The organism is Sphingobacterium multivorum (assembly GCF_039511225.1).
Classification (GTDB): Bacteria; Bacteroidota; Bacteroidia; order Sphingobacteriales; family Sphingobacteriaceae; genus Sphingobacterium.
In genome coordinates, this window is the sequence record NZ_CP154261.1 from 5836762 (window position 1) to 5857716 (window position 20955).

A 20955-nucleotide genomic window follows, 5' to 3' on the forward strand; every position below is an offset into this window, starting at 1 on the left:
AAAAATATAGCGCCTTCCTAATGTAGGAAGGCGCTATATTTTTATAAAGATTAAGATCTACTATCTTCATTATGATATATACTGAGGTAGCTATCATAGCGGGAACTCTCAATATCGCCTTCTTCCACAGCCTCCATAATGACACAACCGGGTTCATTGATATGCCTGCAATTATGAAATCGACATTGATTCATCAACGCGCGCATCTCTGGAAAAAAATGGGATAGCTCCTGTTTTTCTATATCCACAATTCCCAACTCACGAATACCAGGCGTATCAATTAACTTCCCTCCAAAAGGAAGATCAAACATTTCAGCAAAAGTAGTTGTATGCTTTCCTTTGTCAGACCAATCTGATATTTCACCAGTTTTCAACCCGTATTCGGGAACGATCGCATTGATCAACGTTGATTTACCAACCCCAGAATGGCCTGATACCAAGGTTATTTTATCTTTAAGCAGTTGCTTGACCACGTCGATATTGGTACCTGTTAACGCAGAAACCTCGAAACAGGGGTAGCCAATATGTTCATAAATAGCTTTATAGTCTGCCAATATCTCCAACCCCTCATCACTAAAAAGATCCAATTTATTGAAAATAATTACGGCAGGAATTCCGTAAGCCTCCGTTGTTACTAGAAAGCGATCGATAAAACCTAAAGATGTTGGCGGCGAGGCAAGTGTCACCACTAAAAAAGCTTGATCCAGGTTTGCTCCGATAATTTGAGTTTGCTTAGACAGATTGACGGATTTTCGAATGATATAATTTCGACGAGGTTCCAGTTCGTGAATGACCGCACTTTCCTGATCAGGTTCCACATCAAAATGTACCCAATCACCCACAGCAACAGGATTAGTCGTTTTTATTCCTTTAGTACGAAATTTTCCTTTAATACGACAATCGTATCTTTTATCATCTTCGCCCAAAACTTGATACCAACTCCCTGTCGATTTAGTTACCAGTCCTCTCATAAATCCTGTTGCATTAAATGTGTCATAGTACAAAAATCGGAAAAATTTATTAAACTTACCCTTTGATGAATTTCTTACCTTTGTAAGGAGACTAAAATTCAATTTTGTGAAAAAACTATTTCTTCTAGATGGAATGGCTCTTATATATAGAGCATATTTTGCATTGAGCAAAACTCCCCGAATTACCTCAACAGGGTTAAATACAGGAGCAATCATGGGATTTACCAATACCCTATTGGATGTATTGAAAAATCAGCAACCTTCCCACATAGCAGTAGTGTTCGACACGGCGGCACCTACCGCACGACATATTGAATTTGAAGCTTATAAAGCACATCGCGAATCTATGCCTGAGGACCTTGCGGCCTCTATCCCCTATATCAATCGCTTAATTGAGGGCTTCAATATTCCGATCATCACCATGGATGGATACGAGGCCGACGATATTATCGGTACGCTGGCAAAAAAGGCTGAAAAGCAAGATTTTCAGGTCTATTGCATGACACCGGATAAAGATTTCGGGCAACTCGTGTCTGAAAATATCTTTATCTATAAACCTGCACGCATGGGTAATGGAGCAGAAGTACAAGGTGTCAAAGAGATTCTTGAAAAATGGGAAATTTCTGACGTTTGCCAGGTCATCGATATCCTTGGTCTTTGGGGCGATGCCGTGGACAATATCCCTGGTATACCTGGAATTGGAGAAAAAACAGCGAAAAAACTTGTTCAGGAATACGGATCTGTCGAAGGCATTATCGCTAACGCGGATCAGCTCAAAGGAAAAATGCGCGAGAACGTGGAGAATTTTGCAGAACAAGGGCTTATCTCCAAAAAATTAGCCACTATTTTATTGGATGTACCCATTGAACTTGATGAAAAATCCCTAGAACTGGAAGATCCAAAGAAAGAAATCCTTGAACCGCTATTTGCGGAATTAGAATTCCGAACACTTGGAAAACGAGTTTTCGGCGAAGAATTCTCCATACTTGAAAAAAGCAATCCGACAAACGGGCAAATGGATTTATTTTCGACAACAACAACGACAATTACCACCACCGAAATTGTCACTGAAATCAGCGTCGAAAATGCCGCAATAAATAATATACATAATACAGCACATGAGTATGTTTTGGCCGACACAGCGAAAAAACAAGTAGCGCTAGCCCAACAGCTTGCTTCTTTAGATAGTTTTTGTTTCGACACAGAAACAACAGGATTGGATGCAAACCTTGCCGATATTGTGGGCTTATCATTTTCTTTTGAAAACGCTAAAGCGTATTATGTCCCAACACCTGCCGATCGTGAGGGTGCTCAAGCTATAGTTGATATTTTCAAGCCAGTTCTAGAAAACCCAAACATCGAGAAAATAGGACAAAACATCAAATACGATATTTTGTTATTAGCACGCTATGGTGTAAAGGTACAAGGTTCCCTTTTTGACACCATGCTTGCACATTATCTAATTGATCCAGATACCCGCCACGGGATGGATGTACTTGCAGAAAATTACCTGAATTACAGTCCGGTATCAATCACCGAACTTATCGGTGAAAAGGGAAAGAAACAAGGGAATATGCGCGACGTTGAAGTCGAAAAAATAAAAGAATATGCTGCTGAAGATGCAGATATTACCCTACAGCTAAAAAATGTGTTTCAACCACTTCTTGTCGAGACCGACACCATGCAGCTCGCTCAGGATGTGGAATTCCCATTAGTCTATATACTCGCTGAAATTGAAAGAAACGGTGTAAAAATAGATGTTCCTGCACTTGGAGAGTTTTCAAAAACACTGGAGCAGGACATTAAAAATCTCGAAGAATCCATTTTTGAGAAAGCGGGCGTAAATTTCAATATTGCATCCCCGAAGCAATTGGGAGAAGTCTTATTCGATAAACTACAACTGGATCCTAAAGCTAAAAAAACAAAAACGGGACAATATAAAACAGGTGAAGATGTGTTATTAGCATTGGCCCACAAATCAGATATCGTCCAAGATATCTTGAACTTTAGGCAGATGCAAAAACTCAAATCTACCTATGTTGATGCGCTACCTGAATTGATAAACCCCGAAACAGGGCTCATTCATACGTCGTATAATCAAGCGGTTGCCGCAACAGGCCGTCTGAGCTCAACTAATCCGAACCTGCAAAATATTCCGATTCGTACCGAACGGGGGAGAGAAGTTAGAAAAGCCTTTATCCCAAGATCTGAAAACAACGTGATCCTCTCCGCCGATTATTCGCAGATTGAACTTCGCCTGATTGCCGAGTTAAGTAAAGATCAAAATATGATGGAAGCATTTAGCCAAGGTCATGATATTCACCGAGCAACAGCTGCGAAAGTCTATAATGTGGATTTTGATGCGGTTACTTCTGAGCAACGTCGCAATGCGAAAGCAGTTAACTTCGGCATTATTTATGGCCAGTCTGCGTTTGGCCTTTCCCAAAATCTTGGCATATCTCGTAAAGAAGCATCCGATATCATCAATGAATATTTTAACCAATATACAGGGATAAAAAAATACATGAGTGATGCCGTCGAGTTTGCAAAAGAGAAGGGTTACGTTGAAACAATTTTAAAACGAAGACGTTATTTGAGAGATATCAATTCGGCAAACATGACAGTTCGCGGATTCGCTGAAAGAAACGCAATTAATGCCCCGATCCAAGGATCGGCAGCAGATTTGATCAAACTTGCCATGATCGCCATTCAGAAGGAAGTTGAGCAACTTGGTTTAACAGGCAAAATGATCATGCAGGTGCATGATGAATTGGTTTTTGACGTACCTAAAGACGAGATCGAGGTATTCAAAAAAATTATTTTGGACAAAATGTCCAATGCTATAAAAACAAGTGTTCCTTTGATCGTAGAAATTGGAGAAGGCAAAAATTGGCTAGAAGCACACTAAAGTTATGATTAGAAAACTCATCCATATCTTATTATTATTGTCTGTGTGTAGCTTTACAAAGCTACATGCACAGGATGAAAAACCTGTATTCTATGAAAAACTAGACCAGGGATTGATTCGTTTTTATTTTGACAAATATTATTATTTGGTTTCAAAAGAGTGCGAGTTTAAAACGATTGAACGAGTGAGCAAATTTGATTTTGCAAAGCAGGTTTTTGATGGAGAGTTTCGCGATTTTGCACCAAATGGAGCGAGAATACTCATTGGTTCCTATCAAGATGGTAAAAAAGAAGGTTTATTTCAAGCCTTCCATCCGAATGGTGTGCTGAAATGGGAGGTCAATTTCCAAAACAATCATCCGACCGGTGATTGGAAATATTACTACCCGGATGGAAAACCTCTATTGACCATTACCTATAGTGAACAAGGCTACTTTATAAAAGATTACTGGGACAACAGGGGCAAACAGGAAGTAATAAATGGTGAAGGAAACTATGAATTTTCTATTCCGTTTGAAGGATTTACTGAATTTGGGTTTGATTTCTACCTACGCAAAGGAAAGGTAAAAAGTGGCAGGCCACAGGGAAACTGGAATACGTATTTCTACAATGTAGGTCAGCAACCAATTTACGCCGTGACTCAACGCTTTGCAAATGGTGTGCTCACAACGACCTACGACGACGATGGAGAACTAAATAATGAGGATTTCATGTCGTTAAGTATCCTCCCTTACGACTATTTTATACGAGCGGAACTATTTAATGGTAAGTCTTGCAGTTTTGATGATTATTCCAATTTTTATGCTTTCTTAACCAAACGTTTTAACGACAATCTCAATAAAACTGGACTAGATATCACCAAACAGGTTAACTTTTCTTATCTGGTGGAGGTAAAGAAAACCGGAATGACTAATCTAAAGAGTCTCAAGTTAATATCAGATTCCGGAAACGAGTCTTTCGATGGTATTTTGAGCCGTATTGCGAGAAGTATTGACTTTTATTTCCCTACGTATAAAGACAATCAGCCTCAAGACGACCTCATCAGAGTATCTGGCGGAATCACACAGGGTAACGACGGAAAAATCTATACCCATTCAATTAAAATCGAAAGACAAATAGACAATTCGAGTAATTAATTATCTTTGCAGAAATAAATAGATATGAAATTTCATAAAGAAGGATATACCACATTAGCGATCGCTGTACTTTTTATCTTCATTATCAATGCCGTTGCGGATTATTATGACGCTCCGCAATACGCCAAATGGTTTATTTATGCGCTATCAGCATTCCTATTCATCACAGTTGTCCAGTTTTTCAGAAGTCCTAGAAAAGTGGTCAACCCGCAGGATGACGTGATTCTTTGTCCAGCGGATGGAAAAGTTGTGGTTATCGAAGAAACTGAGGAAAATGAGTATTTCCACGATAAGCGGATACAGGTATCTATATTTATGTCTCCTGTCAATGTCCATGTCAACAGAAACCCAATCAGTGGTTTAGTCACGTTCTTTAAATACCATCCCGGCAAGTTTCTGGTGGCTTGGCACCCCAAATCATCTACAGATAACGAAAGAACAACAGTCGTTGTCAAAGATAAAGCTGGTCGGGAGGTTCTTTTCCGCCAGATTGCAGGAGCCTTAGCGCGCCGTATTGTATGGTATGTAAAAGAAAAAGACGAAGTCGTGCAAGGCAATGAGTTTGGTTTTATCAAATTCGGTTCCCGCGTAGATCTATTTCTTCCTTTAGGCACAGAAATCAATGTTAACATTGGTGACAAGGTTACTGGAGCAAAAACGATTATCGGAAAATTTTAACAATTTATTAATATCATTATAAGTAACTTAGGCTCCAAATCAGGGGCCTTTTTTATTCTGCAAATGAACTTTAAACAATTACTACTGGCAAACTCCGCAGCTGTCGGCATTGCAATATCTACGATCAGCTTTTATTATAAACATGACCTACAGACAGCGCTGATCATTTTCTTTGTTGCTGTGGTAACGAGTTTCCTCCTATTTAACTATCTATTTGAAAAATATATATATCGTAGACTCAATACGATGTATAAACTAATTCATAACCTTAAGCTCGGCAAGGATCTTAAAGATGCTATCGGAGAACATGTCAGTGAGGATCCTATCACAGATGCTGAGAACGAAGTCAAAGCATGGGCAAAAGATAAAAAAAATGAGATAGAGCAGTTAAAATCACAAGAGAAATTCCGCAGAGAGTTTTTATCCAACATTTCTCATGAATTCAAAACGCCGTTATTCGCGACCCAAGGTTACATTGAGACCCTGCAAGATGGCCTGATGGAAGAAGACATGGAAATGGCCAAGAATTTCTTAGATAAGGCTGCTCGGAATCTAGACCGGCTAAATTACCTAATTCAGGATCTTGATGAAATATCCAAACTGGAATCCGGAAAAATGGTCCTGAATATAGAGAAATTCGATATCGTCGACCTCATTAAAGACACCACCTACTCTCTTGAAGACAAAGCTAAACAACACAATATCAAAATAGAATTCAAACCCAAAGCGGGTACACCCCATTGGGTTAAAGCTGACCGCAATAAAATTCATCAGGTATTATACAACCTGATAGACAATTCCCTAAAGTATGGAAAAGAGAGCGGGACAACTAAAATTAAGATTTTCCCACTGTTTGAACAGGTTCTTATCGAAATTACAGACGACGGTTATGGCATCGAGGAAAAAAATCTGAGCCGTGTATTCGAGCGCTTTTTTCGAACCGATAAAAGTCGATCACGCGATATTGGAGGATCAGGATTAGGATTGGCTATCGTAAAGCACATTGTCGAAGCACATCAGCAAAACGTAAATGTGCGTAGTACAGAAGGGATTGGAACAACATTTGGCTTTACTTTACAAAAAGTTCAGTCCGGTAATTAAACAATTGATGACACTTTTGTGTTTAAACAAAATCAATGTTAACATTAACTTAACATTAAGGTATTATTTTTGCAAAAATAAATTTAAGATATGTCTTTAAATAGCATTTTTCAATACTTCGTTCCAAAGGATAAAAAATTCTTCCCTTTGTTTGAACAAGCCGGCAACAACTTGATCGAGATGTCAAAGTTGTTAAAAGATATTGTTAACTCAAGCAACCCTGAAAAGAAAAAGGAATTAACACGCAAAGTGGAAGATTTGGAACATAGAGGCGACAACATCACGCATCAAATTCATTTGGAGCTGGGAAAGAACTTTATCACTCCTTTTGACCGCGAAGATATACACTCTTTGGCAAGTTCATTGGACGATGTCGCAGATTTTATCCACGGTGCCGCCAACAGAATGGACCTTTATAAGGTTGAAAAGGCCACTGAGCCAATGATTGAAATTGCCGACTTACTTGTTGAAGCTACCGAACATGTATCAAAAGCTATTCATGAGCTTAGAGATTTGAAAAATATCCGTAATATTACGGATTCATGTGTTCGCATCAATAGCGTAGAAAACAAAGCAGATTATATCTTCGATAAAGCTGTAGCTGACCTTTTTGAATTTGAAAAAGATGCAATTTCATTAATTAAGCACAAAGAAGTGTTATCTGCAATGGAAGATGCAACCGATAAATGTGAGGATGTTGCTAACGTATTAGAAAGCATTCTAGTTAAAAATGCATAATCATTCGATTTACGTGCACAAAAATTCTACGAGATTATGATGTCAACATTACTCGTTGTTGTGATTGTCCTTGCGATTGCTTTTGACTACATCAATGGATTCCATGATGCCGCCAATTCTATTGCGACAGTTGTATCAACAAAAGTTTTAACGCCAGCAATGGCCGTTTTATGGGCTGCGATATTCAACTTTGCAGCTTACTTCTACTTTACAGATCATAAAGTAGCCAATACCATTGCAAAAACAGTATTGGAAGAATACATTACCTTAGAAGTTATTTTTGCGGGGTTACTTGCAGCAATCGGTTGGAACTTATTTACATGGTACTATGGTGTGCCATCTAGTTCATCCCATACGCTTATTGGAGGTTTTGCAGGATCGGGTATGGCTTATGCTTTCATTCTTGGCGCAGATCCTATCCATGCCATCAATATTGACGCGACCTTAAAGATTATTGCATTTATTGTACTTGCGCCTATTATAGGTATGACGATATCGGTTATCATCACATTGATTGTAATCAATCTGGCAAAAAACTCACGTCCAAGTGTTGCCGAAAAATGGTTCAAGATATTGCAACTTGTTTCTTCAGCCGCCTTGAGCTTTGCACATGGAGGTAATGATGCACAGAAAGTCATGGGAATTATCCTTGTAGCGATGGTTGCTGGTGGCTATGTCCCAACCACTGAACACATGCCAGAGTGGATTCCATTAACTTGTTATGCAGCAATAGCTGCCGGAACAATGAGCGGTGGATGGAAAATTGTTAAAACGATGGGAACCAAGATTACAAAAGTAACACCCTTAGAAGGTGTTTGTGCTGAATCTGCAGGAGCGGTCACGTTGGGTATCACAGAGCATTTTGGAATACCAGCTTCTACAACACACACCATTACAGGGGCTATAATCGGAGTTGGTGTTGTCAAACGTGTATCGGCAGTGCGTTGGGGGGTAACAATCAGCTTGTTATGGGCTTGGATATTAACCATTCCAGTTTCAGCTTTGTTGGGTGCGTTGTCTTTATTGGTCGTACATTATTTGCTTTAGAAAAAAAATACTTAATTTTTTTCTTAAACCTATTGAAACAAAACAAAAATTTGGTACTTTCGTACCGGATTTTTGTTTTGTTGTTTCACATTAAATACTTAATTTAGTACAAAATAAAACAAAAACAAAATTTTAACATAACTTTAAGACTTTGGCACGGCAATTGTACTATTCGTTGTGTTAATACAATAATTAAATTTGAAAACAATTAAAATTAATAATAACCTTAAAAACAAGAGTATGAACTATTCTACAATTAAAAAAACAGCTGTTGCTGCTACATTAGTTGCCGCTTTAGGTTTCGCTGGTACAGCACAAGCTCAACAAGTATTCGGTGGTAGATCACAATACAGAACTTGGTCTATCGGAGTTCAAGGTGGTATCACTACACCGAACAACGTAATCGGTGGCGGTAACGCTTTTGGTCAAAAAGTAGGTTACTTCCAAAATAAAGTAGGTGAGTACTATGGTTTGACAGTACGTAAACAATTCTCTCACTTATTTGGTTTAGAAGTTGAAGCTAACCGTGGTAAGATCAAAACTTACAATCATGATCTTTCTGGTCCTGCTGTAGAAAACAAATTAGGCGCTCGTTCGGTAGAAACTAGTGTAAACTGGGCAGCTAGCTTAAACGGTGTATTCCAATTGGGTACAATCGATTTCTTGAGAAGAGAAAATGCGGTTAACTTCTATGCTAAAGTAGGTTTGGGAGCTATGGCTTACAACCCTGTTCAATATGCTAACAATGATTTCTCTGGAACAGTTGTTTATGATAACAAAGGTAAATGGGGTGATGGCGTTATCGGAGACCGTGATCCAAAACGTGACCGCGATAACAAATTAACAGCATTCGTTCCTGTAGGTGTTGGTGCTAAATTCAAATTATCAGAAGTTGTTGCCTTGAACTTAGGTTACACAATGAACTTCACTGATGATCAAATCTATGGTCCTGCTCGTCAAGCTTCTTACAAAGGTAAATTCTCTTCAGTTATGGCTGGTCTAGAATTCACTTTAGGTTCGAAAGACAAACAAAACTTGACTTTTGCTAACCCAGTTGCTACATTGTACGATGAGTTGAAAGATCCTTCATTGAGAAACGAAGTTGAAGCGTTAAAACAACGTGTAAGCACTTTAGAAGGTACTGTTAACACATTAAGCGCTGACGCTGATGGTGACGGTGTATCTGATAAATTTGACAAATGTCCTGGTACTCCAGCTGGTACTCCAGTGGATGGTTCAGGATGTCCAATCAAATTCCCAGAGCCAGTTGTTAACAACGTAACTTCTAACGGTTACTACGCTCCAATTCAATTCGAATTCGATAGCTCAGTATTGAAAACTTCATCTTACTCTACATTAGACAAATTGGCTAAAGAGTTACGTGATAACAATTCATCTGTACAATTAGATGGTTATGCATCTGCTGAAGGTTCTGAAGCTTATAACGTGACTTTATCTAAAGACCGTGCAAACTCTGTAAAACAATATTTAGTAAACGCTGGTGTTTCTTCATCAAGCATCACTGCTAACGGTTACGGAGAGAAAAACCCAGTTGCATCTAATGCTACTGAAGAAGGTCGTGTTCAAAACCGTCGTGTTGAGATCAAAAAATAATCGTATATAATTTATACCATTATACTAAAAGCCGGCTCTAATGCCGGCTTTTTTATTTTACCCGTATTTATCCTTAACTTTGTGGAGGATATCCGATTTGTGGAAAATTAGTTCGAACAAATTAGATAAGAAATTAGTATTTTGAATTAAAGAACAGAATACTGGTTTTAAACTTTTGAGAATGGAAGAGGATTTTGAATTTGAAAACCCCGAAGAAAGAAAAATCTCGGTGGACAGATATGAGGAAATGCTTCGAAACGAGGATCAGTATTTTTTTGACTCCAAGGCTTTTGAAGGAATTATTGATTACTACGCTGAAAAAAATGACCCTGTTAAGGCCCTACAGGTTACCGAATTTGCGATCAGCCAACACCCTTTTGATATTACCTTTTTACTGAAACAGGCACAACTGTTTTCAACGATTCAACAATATCAGAATGCACTTGCGGCGCTTGATAAAGCGGAGTTATTGGAAGCTTCAGAAGGAGACATCTTCTTAATCCGTGGTGGCATATTAGGCAGTATCGGCCAGTTTGACAATGCTTTGGAACAGCTCTTCAAAGCACTTCCACTATTGGATAATAAAGATGAAGTCTACTTCCATATTGCGATGATCTTTCAAGCTCAAATGAATTATGACAAGGCAATAATTTATCTAAAGAAAGCACTTGAGCTCAATATGGATTACCAAGAAGCACTCTATGAATTGGCCTATTGTTATGATGTATTGGATAGACAGGAAGAAAGTATCTCCTTTTATAAGAAGTACATTGATTCAGACCCATACTCCTACTATGCTTGGTATAATCTAGGAAATTCTTACCATAAAATAAGCCGGTTTGAGGAAGCTCTGGATGCTTATGACTATGCTATATTAATTAAAGAAGACTTTTCTTCAGCTTATTTCAATAAGGGGAACGCTCTTGTTAATCTAGATCGCTATCAAGAAGCATTGGACGTATACAAACAAACATTTGAATATGAGCAACCAAGTGCTGATACCTATTGTGCGATTGGAGAGTGTTATGAGAAACTTGAGCAGATGGAGGAAGCCCGCAATTATTATAAAAAGGCAGTCAAATTAGATGCGGAGCTTGCTGATGCCTGGTTCGGTATTGGGGTGACCTTAGATTTCGAAGAGCGTTATTTTGAATCTCTTCATTTCTATAAAAAAGCATTGGAGCTGGAAGATACAAACCCCGATTACTGGTTTGCGATTGCCGATGCCCGATACAAACTACAACAAATAGATCTTGCAGAAGAGGCCTATAAAAAGGTGGTCGCTTTAAACCCGACGGATATAGATGCGTGGCTCGATTATTCTTCCATTCTATTCGAACAAAGTAAAATTGAAGAAGCCATTGATGTAATATCTGATGCCATCACACAAAATCCTAATGCAGCAGAACTGTATTATCGTGTGGTTGCTTATCTATTTGCCAATGGACAATACAATGAAGCGCTGAACTTTTTAGAGCTTGGTCTGGCGACAGATCCCGATAAGCATCATATTCTTTTTGATTACCTTCCGCAGCTACAAGGGAATCAGATTATTACTGAAATTGTAAAAAAATATACAAAGCCGAAAGATTAACATATAAGAGGCTCATATCCGGTCATTGCATGGCAATGACCGGATATTAAAATTGAAAATATATTCCTATTCCCACAACGTACTTTTCGCAATTCAAATGAAAAAATTAGGCTTAATAGGATACCCGTTAGGGCATTCTTTTTCAAAAAAATATTATCTAGAAAAATTTCATCAAGAGGGTATTACCGATGTGGATTATGATTTATATCCACTTGCTCAAATAGCCGATTTTACAACAATTGCTTCCAATAAAGACTTTTACGGTGTCAATGTGACCATTCCCTATAAGATAGAGGTTATGGATTATTTGGATGAGCTCTCGGAAGAAGCTCATGCAATACAAGCTGTAAACTGTGTTCGAATCAGCCATTCATCAGATGGCATAACACATCTTAAAGGCTACAATACAGATGCCTATGGTTTTGAGGCATCGCTAAAACCGCTATTAAATCCCCAGGCGGATAAGAAGGCGTTAATATTAGGTAATGGAGGTGCCGCGAAGGCCGTCATTTATGCCCTGAATCAACTCGGAATAATGCATACTTTGGTCAGCAGAACCAAACAGGCAGGCCAGCTCACTTATGATGAGCTCGATGCTGCTATCCTAGTTGACCATACCGTAATTATCAACTGTTCACCGGTTGGTACATTTCCCAATACAGCAGAATATCCGAACATTCCTTACGAATACTTAACGGAGAACCACCTCTGCTATGATCTCATTTACAACCCAGAGGAAACAGCATTTCTTCGAAAAAGCAAAGAAAAAGGTGCCAGAATCAAAAACGGGTATGAAATGTTGGTTCTACAAGCAGAAAAAAACTGGGAAATCTGGAATAGTTGACCTTTCAATAGTAAGAAATCAATAAAAACTGTAATTTTACCACTATGCTTACGATCAAAACATTCACCTTCAATCCATATCAGGAAAATACTTACCTACTTTATAACGAGTCGGGAAATGCAATTATCATTGATCCAGGGATGTATGGCGAGCAAGATCAGCAAGAACTACTAGCTTTCATCGCAAACAATAAACTCAAGCCGACACTCCTATTAAATACACACTGTCATATTGACCATGTGTTGGGGAATAGTTTTGTCCATGAAAAATTTGGCTTGCTTCCGCAGTTCCACGAAGGTGAAGTACCCATTTTAGTAGCGGTTCAGAATTATGCTCCTCAAATGGGCATCCGATATGACATTTCCCCAATTGGGGAAACATTTCTAAATGACGATGATACCATTCATTTGGATGATGATGAGCTAAAGGTCATTCTTGCGCCTGGACATTCTCCTGCACATATCTGCTTTTATTCAGCTGATCAAAAATTCTTGATCGGAGGAGATGTTCTATTTCGCAATAGCATTGGCCGTACTGATCTTCCTGGGGGAAATCACCAGCAGCTTTTAGACAGTATAAAAACAAAAATTTATACCTTGCCCGACGACACCATCGTTTACCCGGGGCATGGCCCATCGACAACGATTGGCTTTGAAAAAAATTCCAATCCATTTATCCGAGGATAAAAGTCATGAATCTGCCATTTCTATTTGCAAAAAGATATCTGTTTTCTAAGAAATCAGTTAATGCCATTAATATCATCTCTTCTATTAGTGTAATCGGCGTTATGGTAAGTAGTGCTGCATTAATCATCTTGTTGTCTTCATTCAATGGAATGGAGCAGCTGATACTATCGATGTACAGCAAGTTTGCACCTGAGCTGAAGATTGAACCCAAGAAAGGAAAACTTTTTGACAGCAAACAAGCTGTGTTTACTGAGTTACGAAAAGATTCCAATGTGATTCATTACACCGAGGTTTTACAGGAGAAGGTGTTGCTGCAATATTCAAATAGACAATTTATTGCAAATATAAAAGGTGTCGAACCCCAATCGCTAAGTAAGAAGACTGGAGATAGTATCCTCGTAGATGGTCAATACAAACTTGCACATGATTCTGCTAACCTTGCCATTCTAGGGGCAAGCGTACAGGCAAATCTGGCGATTCCTATGCAGAACTCTTCGGAACAAATTCAAGTGTATTCACCGAGAAAAGGGGTAAAAAATTCTTCCAATCCTGCTGAAGAGTTTAATATACGATCCATAGCTCCCGGAGGGGTATTGCGCTATCAACAAGATTTTGACAATTTGATTATTACGCCAATTTCATTTGCTAAAGAGGTTCTCGGAGAATATAACCGCGTTTCATCGATCGAGTTTTACCTAAAAGATGGTATAGATGTCAACTTATTTGGGCAGACATTACAAAAGAAAATAGGACCAGATTATATTGTAAAGAATAGGGAAAAACAAAACCCGACCTTATATAAAAATGTACGTGTTGAACGTTGGGTGGTCTTCTTTATACTGACCTTGATCAGTGTAATTGCAATCTTTAATATTGTTGGTTCCTTAACCATGCTTGTACTAGACAAACAAAAAGATATGACGATATTGAAAGGTCTCGGTGGAGCTGATAATCTAATTCAACGGATCTTCTTTTATGAAGGTCTTATGATCGCTATTATTGGTTGTATATTAGGTCTATTGATAGGCGGCATATTCAACTATATTCAGTCAGTCTATGGAATCATTCGCGTAGAAGATGGAGCGAATACAATTATTGACAGCTACCCTATGGTAAGTAAGTGGAGTGACTATTTTTTAGTCTTCATGACAGTCACCAGCATCTCAGGTCTAGTTTCCTATTTCTCCGCGAAACTAAGTGTGAGAGAACTAAATAAACTGAAGGCGACTGATTAATAATTTGAGCTTTTTCGGCTCTGACTTCCTTTTGTAATCTGCTGGATTAAACTGCCCCATGCAAATGGGTTTAACAATGGATTAGCGTAACGTTGGTTGATAACTTTATTATTCATCGTATTGAAGCTCTGCGCATTGTTAATGGAGCGCATTTCATTTCCATCACGCGGTATTACAGCTGCCATTGCAGACAAGGACTCATACGACAAGGATCTCCTTACTCTAACGATGTTATCTTCAGAAACGTCTAGGTTCATAAATGCAATGTTAAACTCTTCGATACTCGCCCATGGGTACGGTGTTACCATCGGGAGTTCCGTAACCAGATTTTGCATAATGACATTTGCGGTATATTTATCTCCAGGAACTTCAGGAATAGTGACCACTAAAGGGTCAAAACCGACAGAGGTAAAACGGATTGTATCGCCTACATGTGCCACAAAAGAGAAATAGCCCTCGTTATTTGCAGCAAATGCTTCATTTCGGAAAGATAAATTAGTGACAGTCGCATAACCTACAGGAAGTCCAGACCCAACCGTTGTTACGATACCGGAGTACTGAATAATTTTCCTTTCCTGCGCTTGTAATGCAGCGGAACAAAAAAGTATAAATACAGCAAATAATATAGAAACCAGCAACTTCATAGAACAAATTTAAACAAAAGTAGCCGAACTAGCCGTTAAATTGTGTTAATAGAAAAACTAATTAACAGAGGGTAAAGTTGCTTCTGGGGAATCTGGATCTGTTAAGTTAATAGCCTCTACTGCTGTAATTTCAGGAACAGCTTTCTTAATTGCCTGCTCTAAACCAGCTTTAAAGGTCATAATGCTCATTGAACATGAAGCACATGCTCCCAATAATTTTAAACGCACGACATTATCCGCTGTAATCTCTTCGACACTTACATTTCCGCCATCAGTCTCCAAATATGGTCTCAAGGTATCTAATGCTTGCTCAACTTTTTCTTTTAAAGTCATACTCTTAATGCTATTCAATGATTGTAATATGTAAAGATAATCAAATATTTTAAAATGTGTATTTTTAGGCCTTGCTACCCATGGAAAAACAACAAGTATATGACAATATATACCCGCTTATAGCGCCCATCGAGTTAAAGAATGTTAATAAGAAATGTTGTTTTTGCGATCAAATAATTATTAAACTATATTGCGCAGTAAAATTTAATTGATTAGTATAACAAATTCACTTATCTTTGTAAAATGTTTTTAAATAGGCGTATAGCGGCTATCTGTGCCGGCATGATGTTTCTATTGGTATTTACTGGCTGTAAAAGTAAATTTGAGAAATTGCGCGCAAGCAATAACATCGCTCAAAAGTACGAAGAGGCCGTAAAACTTTATGAGAAAAAGAAATATACAAAGGCGTTAGTTTTGTTCGATGACTTGCGGACCAAATTCCGTGGACAAGCTGAAGCAGAAAATATTTACTATTATTTGGCATTTGCCAACTACCGTTTGAAGGATTATACATCTGCAGCATTTCACTTTAAAGATTTTGCCGATGTTTATCCAAATAGTGCAAGAGCAGAGGAATGTCGTTTTATGCATGCCTATTGTTATTACTTGGATTCTCCAAGATCGACGTTAGATCAAGCAAACACAAAAAAAGCAATTGACGCATTACAGCTCTTTGTCAATCTCTATCCCGAATCGGAACGGTCCAAAGAAGCGGCAGATCTTATTCAGAAATTAAGAGATAAGCTTGAGCTTAAAGCGTTTGCCAACGCAAGACTGTATTACGACATGGGCCTTACGGATGATTATAGGGCAGCTGTCATCGCATTACAGAATGTATTAAAAGAATACCCTGATACAAAATACGCAGAAGAGATTGAGTTTTTAACATTAAAAGCACAATACATTTATGCATCTAAAAGTTTCTTCCTGAAACAAGAAAGTAGATTTGATGATGCCTTGGATTATTACCGTAACTTCGCAAGTAATTTTCCGAATAGTAAACATATGAAAGAGGCAGAATCCCTTCGTGAAAATTCTGAAAAGGGGATTAAAACCGCCCTTTCTCAAGTAAAGGATTATAATAAGGCCGTTGCGGAACAGGAAGTATATATCAAAGAACAAAAGGCGAAAAAAGAAAAAGAAAATACCCAAAAAGATGAGTCAAAAAAATAACAATTCAGTTCCAAACTCTACAGTCACACGTGACTTGAGACAATTGGACAAAGGCACTGACAATCTCTATGAATCTATTGTAGTTATTTCTAAACGCGCGAACCAAATTGCAGTAGATATTAAAGAAGAATTGAATGGAAAACTTGCTGAATTTGCAAGCAACAACGATAACTTGGAAGAGGTATTCGAAAACCGCGAACAAATAGAGATTTCAAAACATTACGAGCGTATGCCAAAGCCTACCTTGGTTGCTATCGATGAATTTTTACACGATAAGGTGTACTACAGAAATCCTTCAAAAGAGCAGGACTAATCCTTAAACAATGGCTTTAGCTGGGAAAAATATTGTAATTGCTGTATGCGGCAGTATTGCCGCATACAAGATTGCATCCCTCATCCGCCTTTTGGTAAAAGCAAAAGCCCGAGTTAATGTAGTCATGTCAAAAGAAGCGACAGCCTTTATTACCCCGCTTACGCTTTCCACACTTTCCAAAACCCCTGTTTTAATAGATTATTATCAGCCGAATACCGGGGAATGGAACAATCATGTCGAAATTGCTTTAAATGCGGATTACATTTTAGTCGCACCAGCAACGGCAAATACCCTGGCCAAAATGGCCAATGGGTTTTGCGATAACCTCTTAACAGCCGTATATCTATCAGCAAAATGTCCAGTACTATTCGCTCCAGCAATGGATTTAGATATGTGGAAACACCCGTCAACACAGTCCAATATTAATAAGCTTAGTTCTTATGGCAATATCCTCATTCCTCCGGGAAAAGGGGAACTGGCAAGTGGTCTAGTGGGTGAGGGGCGTTTGGCGGAACCGGAAGAAATAATGGATTTCTTAGTTAAATTTTCGGAGAGAGGACTGCCCTTAGCAGGAAAGAAAGCATTAGTATCTGCAGGCCCTACTTATGAAGCTATAGACCCGGTCCGCTTCATTGGCAATCATTCAAGTGGAAAAATGGGCTATGCCATCGCCAAACAACTTGAAGCACTTGGCGCAGACGTCACGCTAGTATCGGGACCGACTGCCTTGAAATTACCCGAGCGCGTCTATACGATTTCAGTTACCTCGGCAGCTGAGATGCTAAGCGCCTGCGAAGAATATTTTGAAGCAGCAGATATTGTTGTGATGAGCGCTGCTGTGGCAGACTACACTCCAGTTGAAGTCGCTACCCAAAAAATAAAAAAGAAAGAAAATGAATTCGCTATCGCGCTGACGAAAACCGCCGATATTCTAGCTGCCTTAGGTGCCAAAAAGAAAGAAAACCAGTTACTCGTTGGGTTTGCATTGGAAACCAATAATGAACTCGAAAATGCAAAAGACAAATTGGTTCGAAAAAACCTGGATTTTATTGTGCTCAATTCCATGCAAGATAAAGGTGCCGGCTTTGCTACGGATACCAATAAAGTCACTATAATCGATCGGTCTGGAAATACCCGTGAGTTTAGCCTAAAATCGAAAGAAGAAGTTGCTAAAGATATCTGTTCAATTATCGTGGACCTATCCTAAGCAAATTTTATATATACTCCCGTTGGAGTACAATGTCTCCAGTTCTTATAAATTTGCAATCCTCAATTCCTTTGGATAATAATTGTTTATTCGGTTGGTCAACACCTTCATCCAGCCCAAAGGTTTACCTCGAAAACTTGCTATGGCCCATCCTTGAATATTTTCGCCAATCGTATCCACAGCTATATTTTCCTTCCTAAGATAATTTCGGGCATCCTCAAGCGACAATTCCACCGATTGGAAGTCTTTGGTCAAGTGAATACTCAAAGCCAGCGCATGGCTTGGTATTAGCTCCTTTCTGTTAAGTTTCCCAACATTAGTTCCCGCATTTTTAAGATAAAGTACATTTTGGAGATACTTTAGATCATGCTCATACATTTTTGGAAAAATATATACATCCTCATGATGAAGAAAAGGATGAAAACTGGCACTATCTGAAATCCAATTATCTAAAATTCCTCTAGGTACATCTGATTTTTCGGGTTTGATTCGTTTTCTATTGAACGTTTCCTGTTCGCCAATCTTCTTAAGGACAGCAATAAAAAAGCCCTCTCCACCTAATTTATGCGGGTAAAATCGATAACCGTGTGCAAGATGCTTATTAGAACTTGTGTGATCAATTCCCCAATGCTCTTCAATAGCTATTTCAATAGATTCGAAATCGCCGCTATCCAATAACCAATCGACAATATCTTCATTTTCTTCCGGGGAATAAGAACACGTTGAATAGAACAAATATCCGCCCTTATTTAAAGTGGCCAAGCTTTCAGCCAAAATCCGCTGTTGTCTTTCGCTACAAAGCTTAACATTAGCTTCGGACCATTCATCGATGGCATCGGTATCTTTCCTAAACATCCCAGATCCAGAACATGGGGCATCAACAACCATCAAATCGAAGTATCCTGGAAGGCGATTAAACGCTGCAGGATCATTATTTGTCGTTACTGTGTTAGCATTTCCCCATTTCATTAAGTTATCTTGCAGGATGGTAACCCTAGTTTTAATAATTTCATTTGCAACTAGGAGCGATTCCGGATGCAAACTACTGTTTAATAAAGTAGACTTTCCTCCTGGAGCGGCGCATAAGTCCAACGCCCGAACACTCCCTTCATTTAACTTCAAACTTCGAATAATATGATCTATGAACATAGAAGAAGCATCTTGTGGATAGTATGCTCCAGCATGAAATAAAGGATCTAACGTAAACACTGGACGGTCCTGAAGATAATAAGCCACATGACACCAAGGAACTTGTTCTGCGTTAGGAAACGGACAATCTTCTAATTTATTAGGGTTTAAGCGTATTGCTGTTGCCCGAACACCTTCTTCATGTATCTTAATAAATGCATCAGTATCAAATAATGGATTCACTCCTAACTTTTTCACTAAAGAATTTGGCAGAAAATTACTCATGTTGTCCTAATAGTTTGCGATAAAATTAAGATAAATAAAAATGAAGTCAAAATAAGTGGTAAATTACAAGAAAGAGTAACTTTGCACCATGAAAGAATTCAAGAAATATGCTATTATTCCTGCAACTCCAGAGGAGCTGTATCTTGCATTAACGACCGAAATTACCGCTCGTCTTTGGACAGGAGACCTAGTGTCCATAGACGCTACTGTCAACGGAGAATTCTCCTTATGGGATGGTGCTATAACTGGCCGGTTCTTGGAACTAGCACCTTCGACAAAAATTGTACAAGAATGGTACTTCGGTGAAACAGACAGCCCTTCGATTGTTACATTAAAGCTGCATGAACATAAAAAAGGGACATCCTTGGAAATTAGGCAGACAAATATACCGGATGAAGACTTTGAAAATATCTCGGATGGATGGGAAGACCCTTATATCTCCTCGTTGATCGACTTTTATACAGAAGAAGATTAAAGAAATGCAGCTGTTCTTCCAGGGTATAGTGTAATAGCTAAGAAAATCAGGTATTTGTATTCCATATAGACTGTTGGCAATACAGATACCTCCATTAATGGGCCCGACTTTCCACTTTCCAATATATAATAATTGATATTTCGCTATTATACAACCTTAGAGTCTTTTCAATATCTCAAATAGAACGGATTATAATTTCTACATGCTCCTTTAATCCCAATCTTCATACAATAAAATATCCCACAATAGTTCCAAACACCAAACTCAAAGCTCCTGCCGATATATTCATCCTTTACAGGCAAAGGTGTAGTAATCTTACAACATAAAATCGGAACAGCGAAAATTATGGTTTTAAAAAGTTTTCAATCCTATCTAACAGAAATGCGAATGATATATCTAGAAACCGAGACTTTCTCTCCTCCGTAAATTATTTGGGTAATAGCTGAGACATGACATGCTCCTAGTGATTACAAGTAGCTTCTGTAGTGAGCGCCGAATATTTGATTTACAATAAATGCTGGCGATAACGATGCGTCATGCTGCTGCGGGACAGCGCCGGTCGGGGGTACGGAAGATATGCAATAGCATTATACGGGGAAGTACAGGGAGTTACCTAAACGAAAGAAGCCCTTGACTGTTTCCAGCAAGGGCTTCCGTGTAAAAAAAGGCACCGACCTACTCTCCCACCTGTTACGGCAATACCATCGGCTCTGGCGGGCTTGACTGCTCTGTTCGGAATGGGAAGAGGTAGACACCGCCGATATAGGCACCTAAATATTTTTTTAGATCTGAGATCAGGGATAAGAGTATCAGGAGCCTGTAAGGTCCGAAATAATCCCTATGTTC

At 38.7% G+C, this 20955-nt stretch carries 19 protein-coding genes and 1 rRNA gene; 15 read left to right on the forward strand and 5 right to left on the reverse strand.

Annotated features, from left to right (window positions below; genetic code table 11):
* Positions 1–50: 50 nt before the first annotated feature.
* On the reverse strand, positions 51–971 hold the full coding sequence (rsgA, locus tag AAH582_RS24325; protein ID WP_070560929.1) for a ribosome small subunit-dependent GTPase A: 921 nt from the start codon (positions 969–971) through the stop codon (positions 51–53).
* Positions 972–1077: 106 nt separating this feature from the next.
* On the opposite strand from rsgA, the gene polA reads away from it, so the two are divergent.
* The 11 genes from polA to AAH582_RS24380 all read left to right on the forward strand — a co-directional run bounded on the left by polA (position 1078) and on the right by AAH582_RS24380 (position 14551).
* Complete coding sequence (polA, locus tag AAH582_RS24330; protein ID WP_343320817.1) at positions 1078–3879, forward strand: DNA polymerase I; 2802 nt, start codon at positions 1078–1080, stop codon at positions 3877–3879.
* 4 nt (positions 3880–3883) lie between these two features.
* Positions 3884–5014: a toxin-antitoxin system YwqK family antitoxin gene (locus AAH582_RS24335; RefSeq protein ID WP_343320818.1), complete on the forward strand. Its 1131-nt coding sequence runs from the start codon at positions 3884–3886 to the stop codon at positions 5012–5014.
* Between the two features lie 24 nt (positions 5015–5038).
* The gene (locus AAH582_RS24340) at positions 5039–5692 is read left to right on the forward strand and encodes a phosphatidylserine decarboxylase family protein (RefSeq protein WP_046671639.1); all 654 of its coding nucleotides are present in this window, start codon (positions 5039–5041) and stop codon (positions 5690–5692) included.
* 63 nt (positions 5693–5755) lie between these two features.
* The gene (locus AAH582_RS24345) at positions 5756–6793 is read left to right on the forward strand and encodes a sensor histidine kinase (RefSeq protein ID WP_343320819.1); all 1038 of its coding nucleotides are present in this window, start codon (positions 5756–5758) and stop codon (positions 6791–6793) included.
* Between the two features lie 90 nt (positions 6794–6883).
* Positions 6884–7531, forward strand: coding sequence for a DUF47 domain-containing protein (locus AAH582_RS24350; protein ID WP_046671637.1), 648 nt, complete (start codon positions 6884–6886; stop codon positions 7529–7531).
* Between the two features lie 36 nt (positions 7532–7567).
* On the forward strand, positions 7568–8578 hold the full coding sequence (locus AAH582_RS24355; protein ID WP_046671636.1) for an inorganic phosphate transporter: 1011 nt from the start codon (positions 7568–7570) through the stop codon (positions 8576–8578).
* Positions 8579–8818: 240 nt separating this feature from the next.
* Entirely contained in the window at positions 8819–10192 is a 1374-nt protein-coding gene (locus AAH582_RS24360) for an OmpA family protein (protein WP_343320820.1), read from the forward strand.
* A 181-nt stretch (positions 10193–10373) separates the two neighbouring features.
* On the forward strand, positions 10374–11786 hold the full coding sequence (locus AAH582_RS24365; protein ID WP_046671634.1) for a tetratricopeptide repeat protein: 1413 nt from the start codon (positions 10374–10376) through the stop codon (positions 11784–11786).
* 97 nt (positions 11787–11883) lie between these two features.
* Entirely contained in the window at positions 11884–12630 is a 747-nt protein-coding gene (locus tag AAH582_RS24370; protein WP_046671633.1) for a shikimate dehydrogenase family protein, read from the forward strand.
* Positions 12631–12674: 44 nt separating this feature from the next.
* On the forward strand, positions 12675–13316 hold the full coding sequence (locus AAH582_RS24375) for an MBL fold metallo-hydrolase (protein ID WP_046671632.1): 642 nt from the start codon (positions 12675–12677) through the stop codon (positions 13314–13316).
* Positions 13317–13321: 5 nt separating this feature from the next.
* Complete coding sequence (locus AAH582_RS24380; protein WP_343320821.1) at positions 13322–14551, forward strand: FtsX-like permease family protein; 1230 nt, start codon at positions 13322–13324, stop codon at positions 14549–14551.
* On the opposite strand, the gene AAH582_RS24385 is transcribed toward AAH582_RS24380, so the two are convergent.
* A complete protein-coding gene (locus AAH582_RS24385; protein ID WP_046671630.1) occupies positions 14548–15195 on the reverse strand; it encodes a carboxypeptidase regulatory-like domain-containing protein in 648 nt (215 codons plus the stop codon). The two genes, AAH582_RS24380 and AAH582_RS24385, sit on opposite strands and share 4 nt — an antisense overlap.
* Before the next feature lie 57 nt (positions 15196–15252).
* Positions 15253–15528, reverse strand: coding sequence for a NifU family protein (locus tag AAH582_RS24390; protein WP_046671629.1), 276 nt, complete (start codon positions 15526–15528; stop codon positions 15253–15255).
* Between the two features lie 243 nt (positions 15529–15771).
* Here AAH582_RS24390 and AAH582_RS24395 point away from each other — a divergent pair, with 243 nt between their 5' ends.
* Genes AAH582_RS24395 through coaBC form a run of 3 tightly spaced genes read left to right on the forward strand, consistent with a single transcriptional unit; the run spans position 15772 to position 18221 of the window.
* Positions 15772–16701, forward strand: a complete 930-nt coding sequence (locus tag AAH582_RS24395; protein ID WP_046671628.1) for an outer membrane protein assembly factor BamD — start codon at positions 15772–15774, stop codon at positions 16699–16701.
* Positions 16685–17014, forward strand: coding sequence for a DNA-directed RNA polymerase subunit omega (locus AAH582_RS24400; RefSeq protein WP_046671627.1), 330 nt, complete (start codon positions 16685–16687; stop codon positions 17012–17014). Before AAH582_RS24395 ends, AAH582_RS24400 begins: the two co-directional genes overlap by 17 nt.
* 10 nt (positions 17015–17024) lie before the next feature.
* On the forward strand, positions 17025–18221 hold the full coding sequence (coaBC, locus tag AAH582_RS24405) for a bifunctional phosphopantothenoylcysteine decarboxylase/phosphopantothenate--cysteine ligase CoaBC (RefSeq protein ID WP_343320822.1): 1197 nt from the start codon (positions 17025–17027) through the stop codon (positions 18219–18221).
* Positions 18222–18266: 45 nt separating this feature from the next.
* Here the strand turns inward: coaBC and AAH582_RS24410 are convergent, their stop codons facing one another.
* Positions 18267–19634 carry a methyltransferase RsmF C-terminal domain-like protein gene (locus AAH582_RS24410; protein ID WP_343320823.1) on the reverse strand — a complete coding sequence of 456 codons (1368 nt, stop codon included), beginning with the start codon at positions 19632–19634 and terminating at the stop codon, positions 18267–18269.
* 88 nt (positions 19635–19722) lie between these two features.
* On the opposite strand from AAH582_RS24410, the gene AAH582_RS24415 reads away from it, so the two are divergent.
* The gene (locus AAH582_RS24415; protein ID WP_046671624.1) at positions 19723–20109 is read left to right on the forward strand and encodes an SRPBCC domain-containing protein; all 387 of its coding nucleotides are present in this window, start codon (positions 19723–19725) and stop codon (positions 20107–20109) included.
* Between the two features lie 662 nt (positions 20110–20771).
* Here AAH582_RS24415 and rrf read toward each other — a convergent pair.
* Positions 20772–20883, reverse strand: a 5S ribosomal RNA gene (gene rrf / locus AAH582_RS24420).
* Between the last annotated feature and the right edge of the window lie 72 nt (positions 20884–20955).

Excerpts from the sequence above, each read along its gene's own strand:
- AAH582_RS24340 (WP_046671639.1), top strand. The coding sequence starts at position 5,039 with ATGAAATTTCATAAAGAAGGATATACCACATTAGCGATCGCTGTACTT.
- AAH582_RS24415 (WP_046671624.1), top strand. The coding sequence starts at position 19,723 with ATGAAAGAATTCAAGAAATATGCTATTATTCCTGCAACTCCAGAGGAG.
- AAH582_RS24380 (WP_343320821.1), top strand. The coding sequence starts at position 13,322 with ATGAATCTGCCATTTCTATTTGCAAAAAGATATCTGTTTTCTAAGAAA.
- AAH582_RS24390 (WP_046671629.1), bottom strand. The coding sequence starts at position 15,528 with ATGACTTTAAAAGAAAAAGTTGAGCAAGCATTAGATACCTTGAGACCA.
- AAH582_RS24370 (WP_046671633.1), top strand. The coding sequence starts at position 11,884 with ATGAAAAAATTAGGCTTAATAGGATACCCGTTAGGGCATTCTTTTTCA.
- AAH582_RS24375 (WP_046671632.1), top strand. The coding sequence starts at position 12,675 with ATGCTTACGATCAAAACATTCACCTTCAATCCATATCAGGAAAATACT.
- rsgA (WP_070560929.1), bottom strand. The coding sequence starts at position 971 with ATGAGAGGACTGGTAACTAAATCGACAGGGAGTTGGTATCAAGTTTTG.
- AAH582_RS24395 (WP_046671628.1), top strand. The coding sequence starts at position 15,772 with ATGTTTTTAAATAGGCGTATAGCGGCTATCTGTGCCGGCATGATGTTT.
- coaBC (WP_343320822.1), top strand. The coding sequence starts at position 17,025 with ATGGCTTTAGCTGGGAAAAATATTGTAATTGCTGTATGCGGCAGTATT.
- AAH582_RS24385 (WP_046671630.1), bottom strand. The coding sequence starts at position 15,195 with ATGAAGTTGCTGGTTTCTATATTATTTGCTGTATTTATACTTTTTTGT.
- AAH582_RS24365 (WP_046671634.1), top strand. The coding sequence starts at position 10,374 with ATGGAAGAGGATTTTGAATTTGAAAACCCCGAAGAAAGAAAAATCTCG.
- AAH582_RS24345 (WP_343320819.1), top strand. The coding sequence starts at position 5,756 with ATGAACTTTAAACAATTACTACTGGCAAACTCCGCAGCTGTCGGCATT.
- AAH582_RS24335 (WP_343320818.1), top strand. The coding sequence starts at position 3,884 with ATGATTAGAAAACTCATCCATATCTTATTATTATTGTCTGTGTGTAGC.
- AAH582_RS24360 (WP_343320820.1), top strand. The coding sequence starts at position 8,819 with ATGAACTATTCTACAATTAAAAAAACAGCTGTTGCTGCTACATTAGTT.
- AAH582_RS24410 (WP_343320823.1), bottom strand. The coding sequence starts at position 19,634 with ATGAGTAATTTTCTGCCAAATTCTTTAGTGAAAAAGTTAGGAGTGAAT.
- AAH582_RS24355 (WP_046671636.1), top strand. The coding sequence starts at position 7,568 with ATGATGTCAACATTACTCGTTGTTGTGATTGTCCTTGCGATTGCTTTT.
- AAH582_RS24350 (WP_046671637.1), top strand. The coding sequence starts at position 6,884 with ATGTCTTTAAATAGCATTTTTCAATACTTCGTTCCAAAGGATAAAAAA.
- AAH582_RS24400 (WP_046671627.1), top strand. The coding sequence starts at position 16,685 with ATGAGTCAAAAAAATAACAATTCAGTTCCAAACTCTACAGTCACACGT.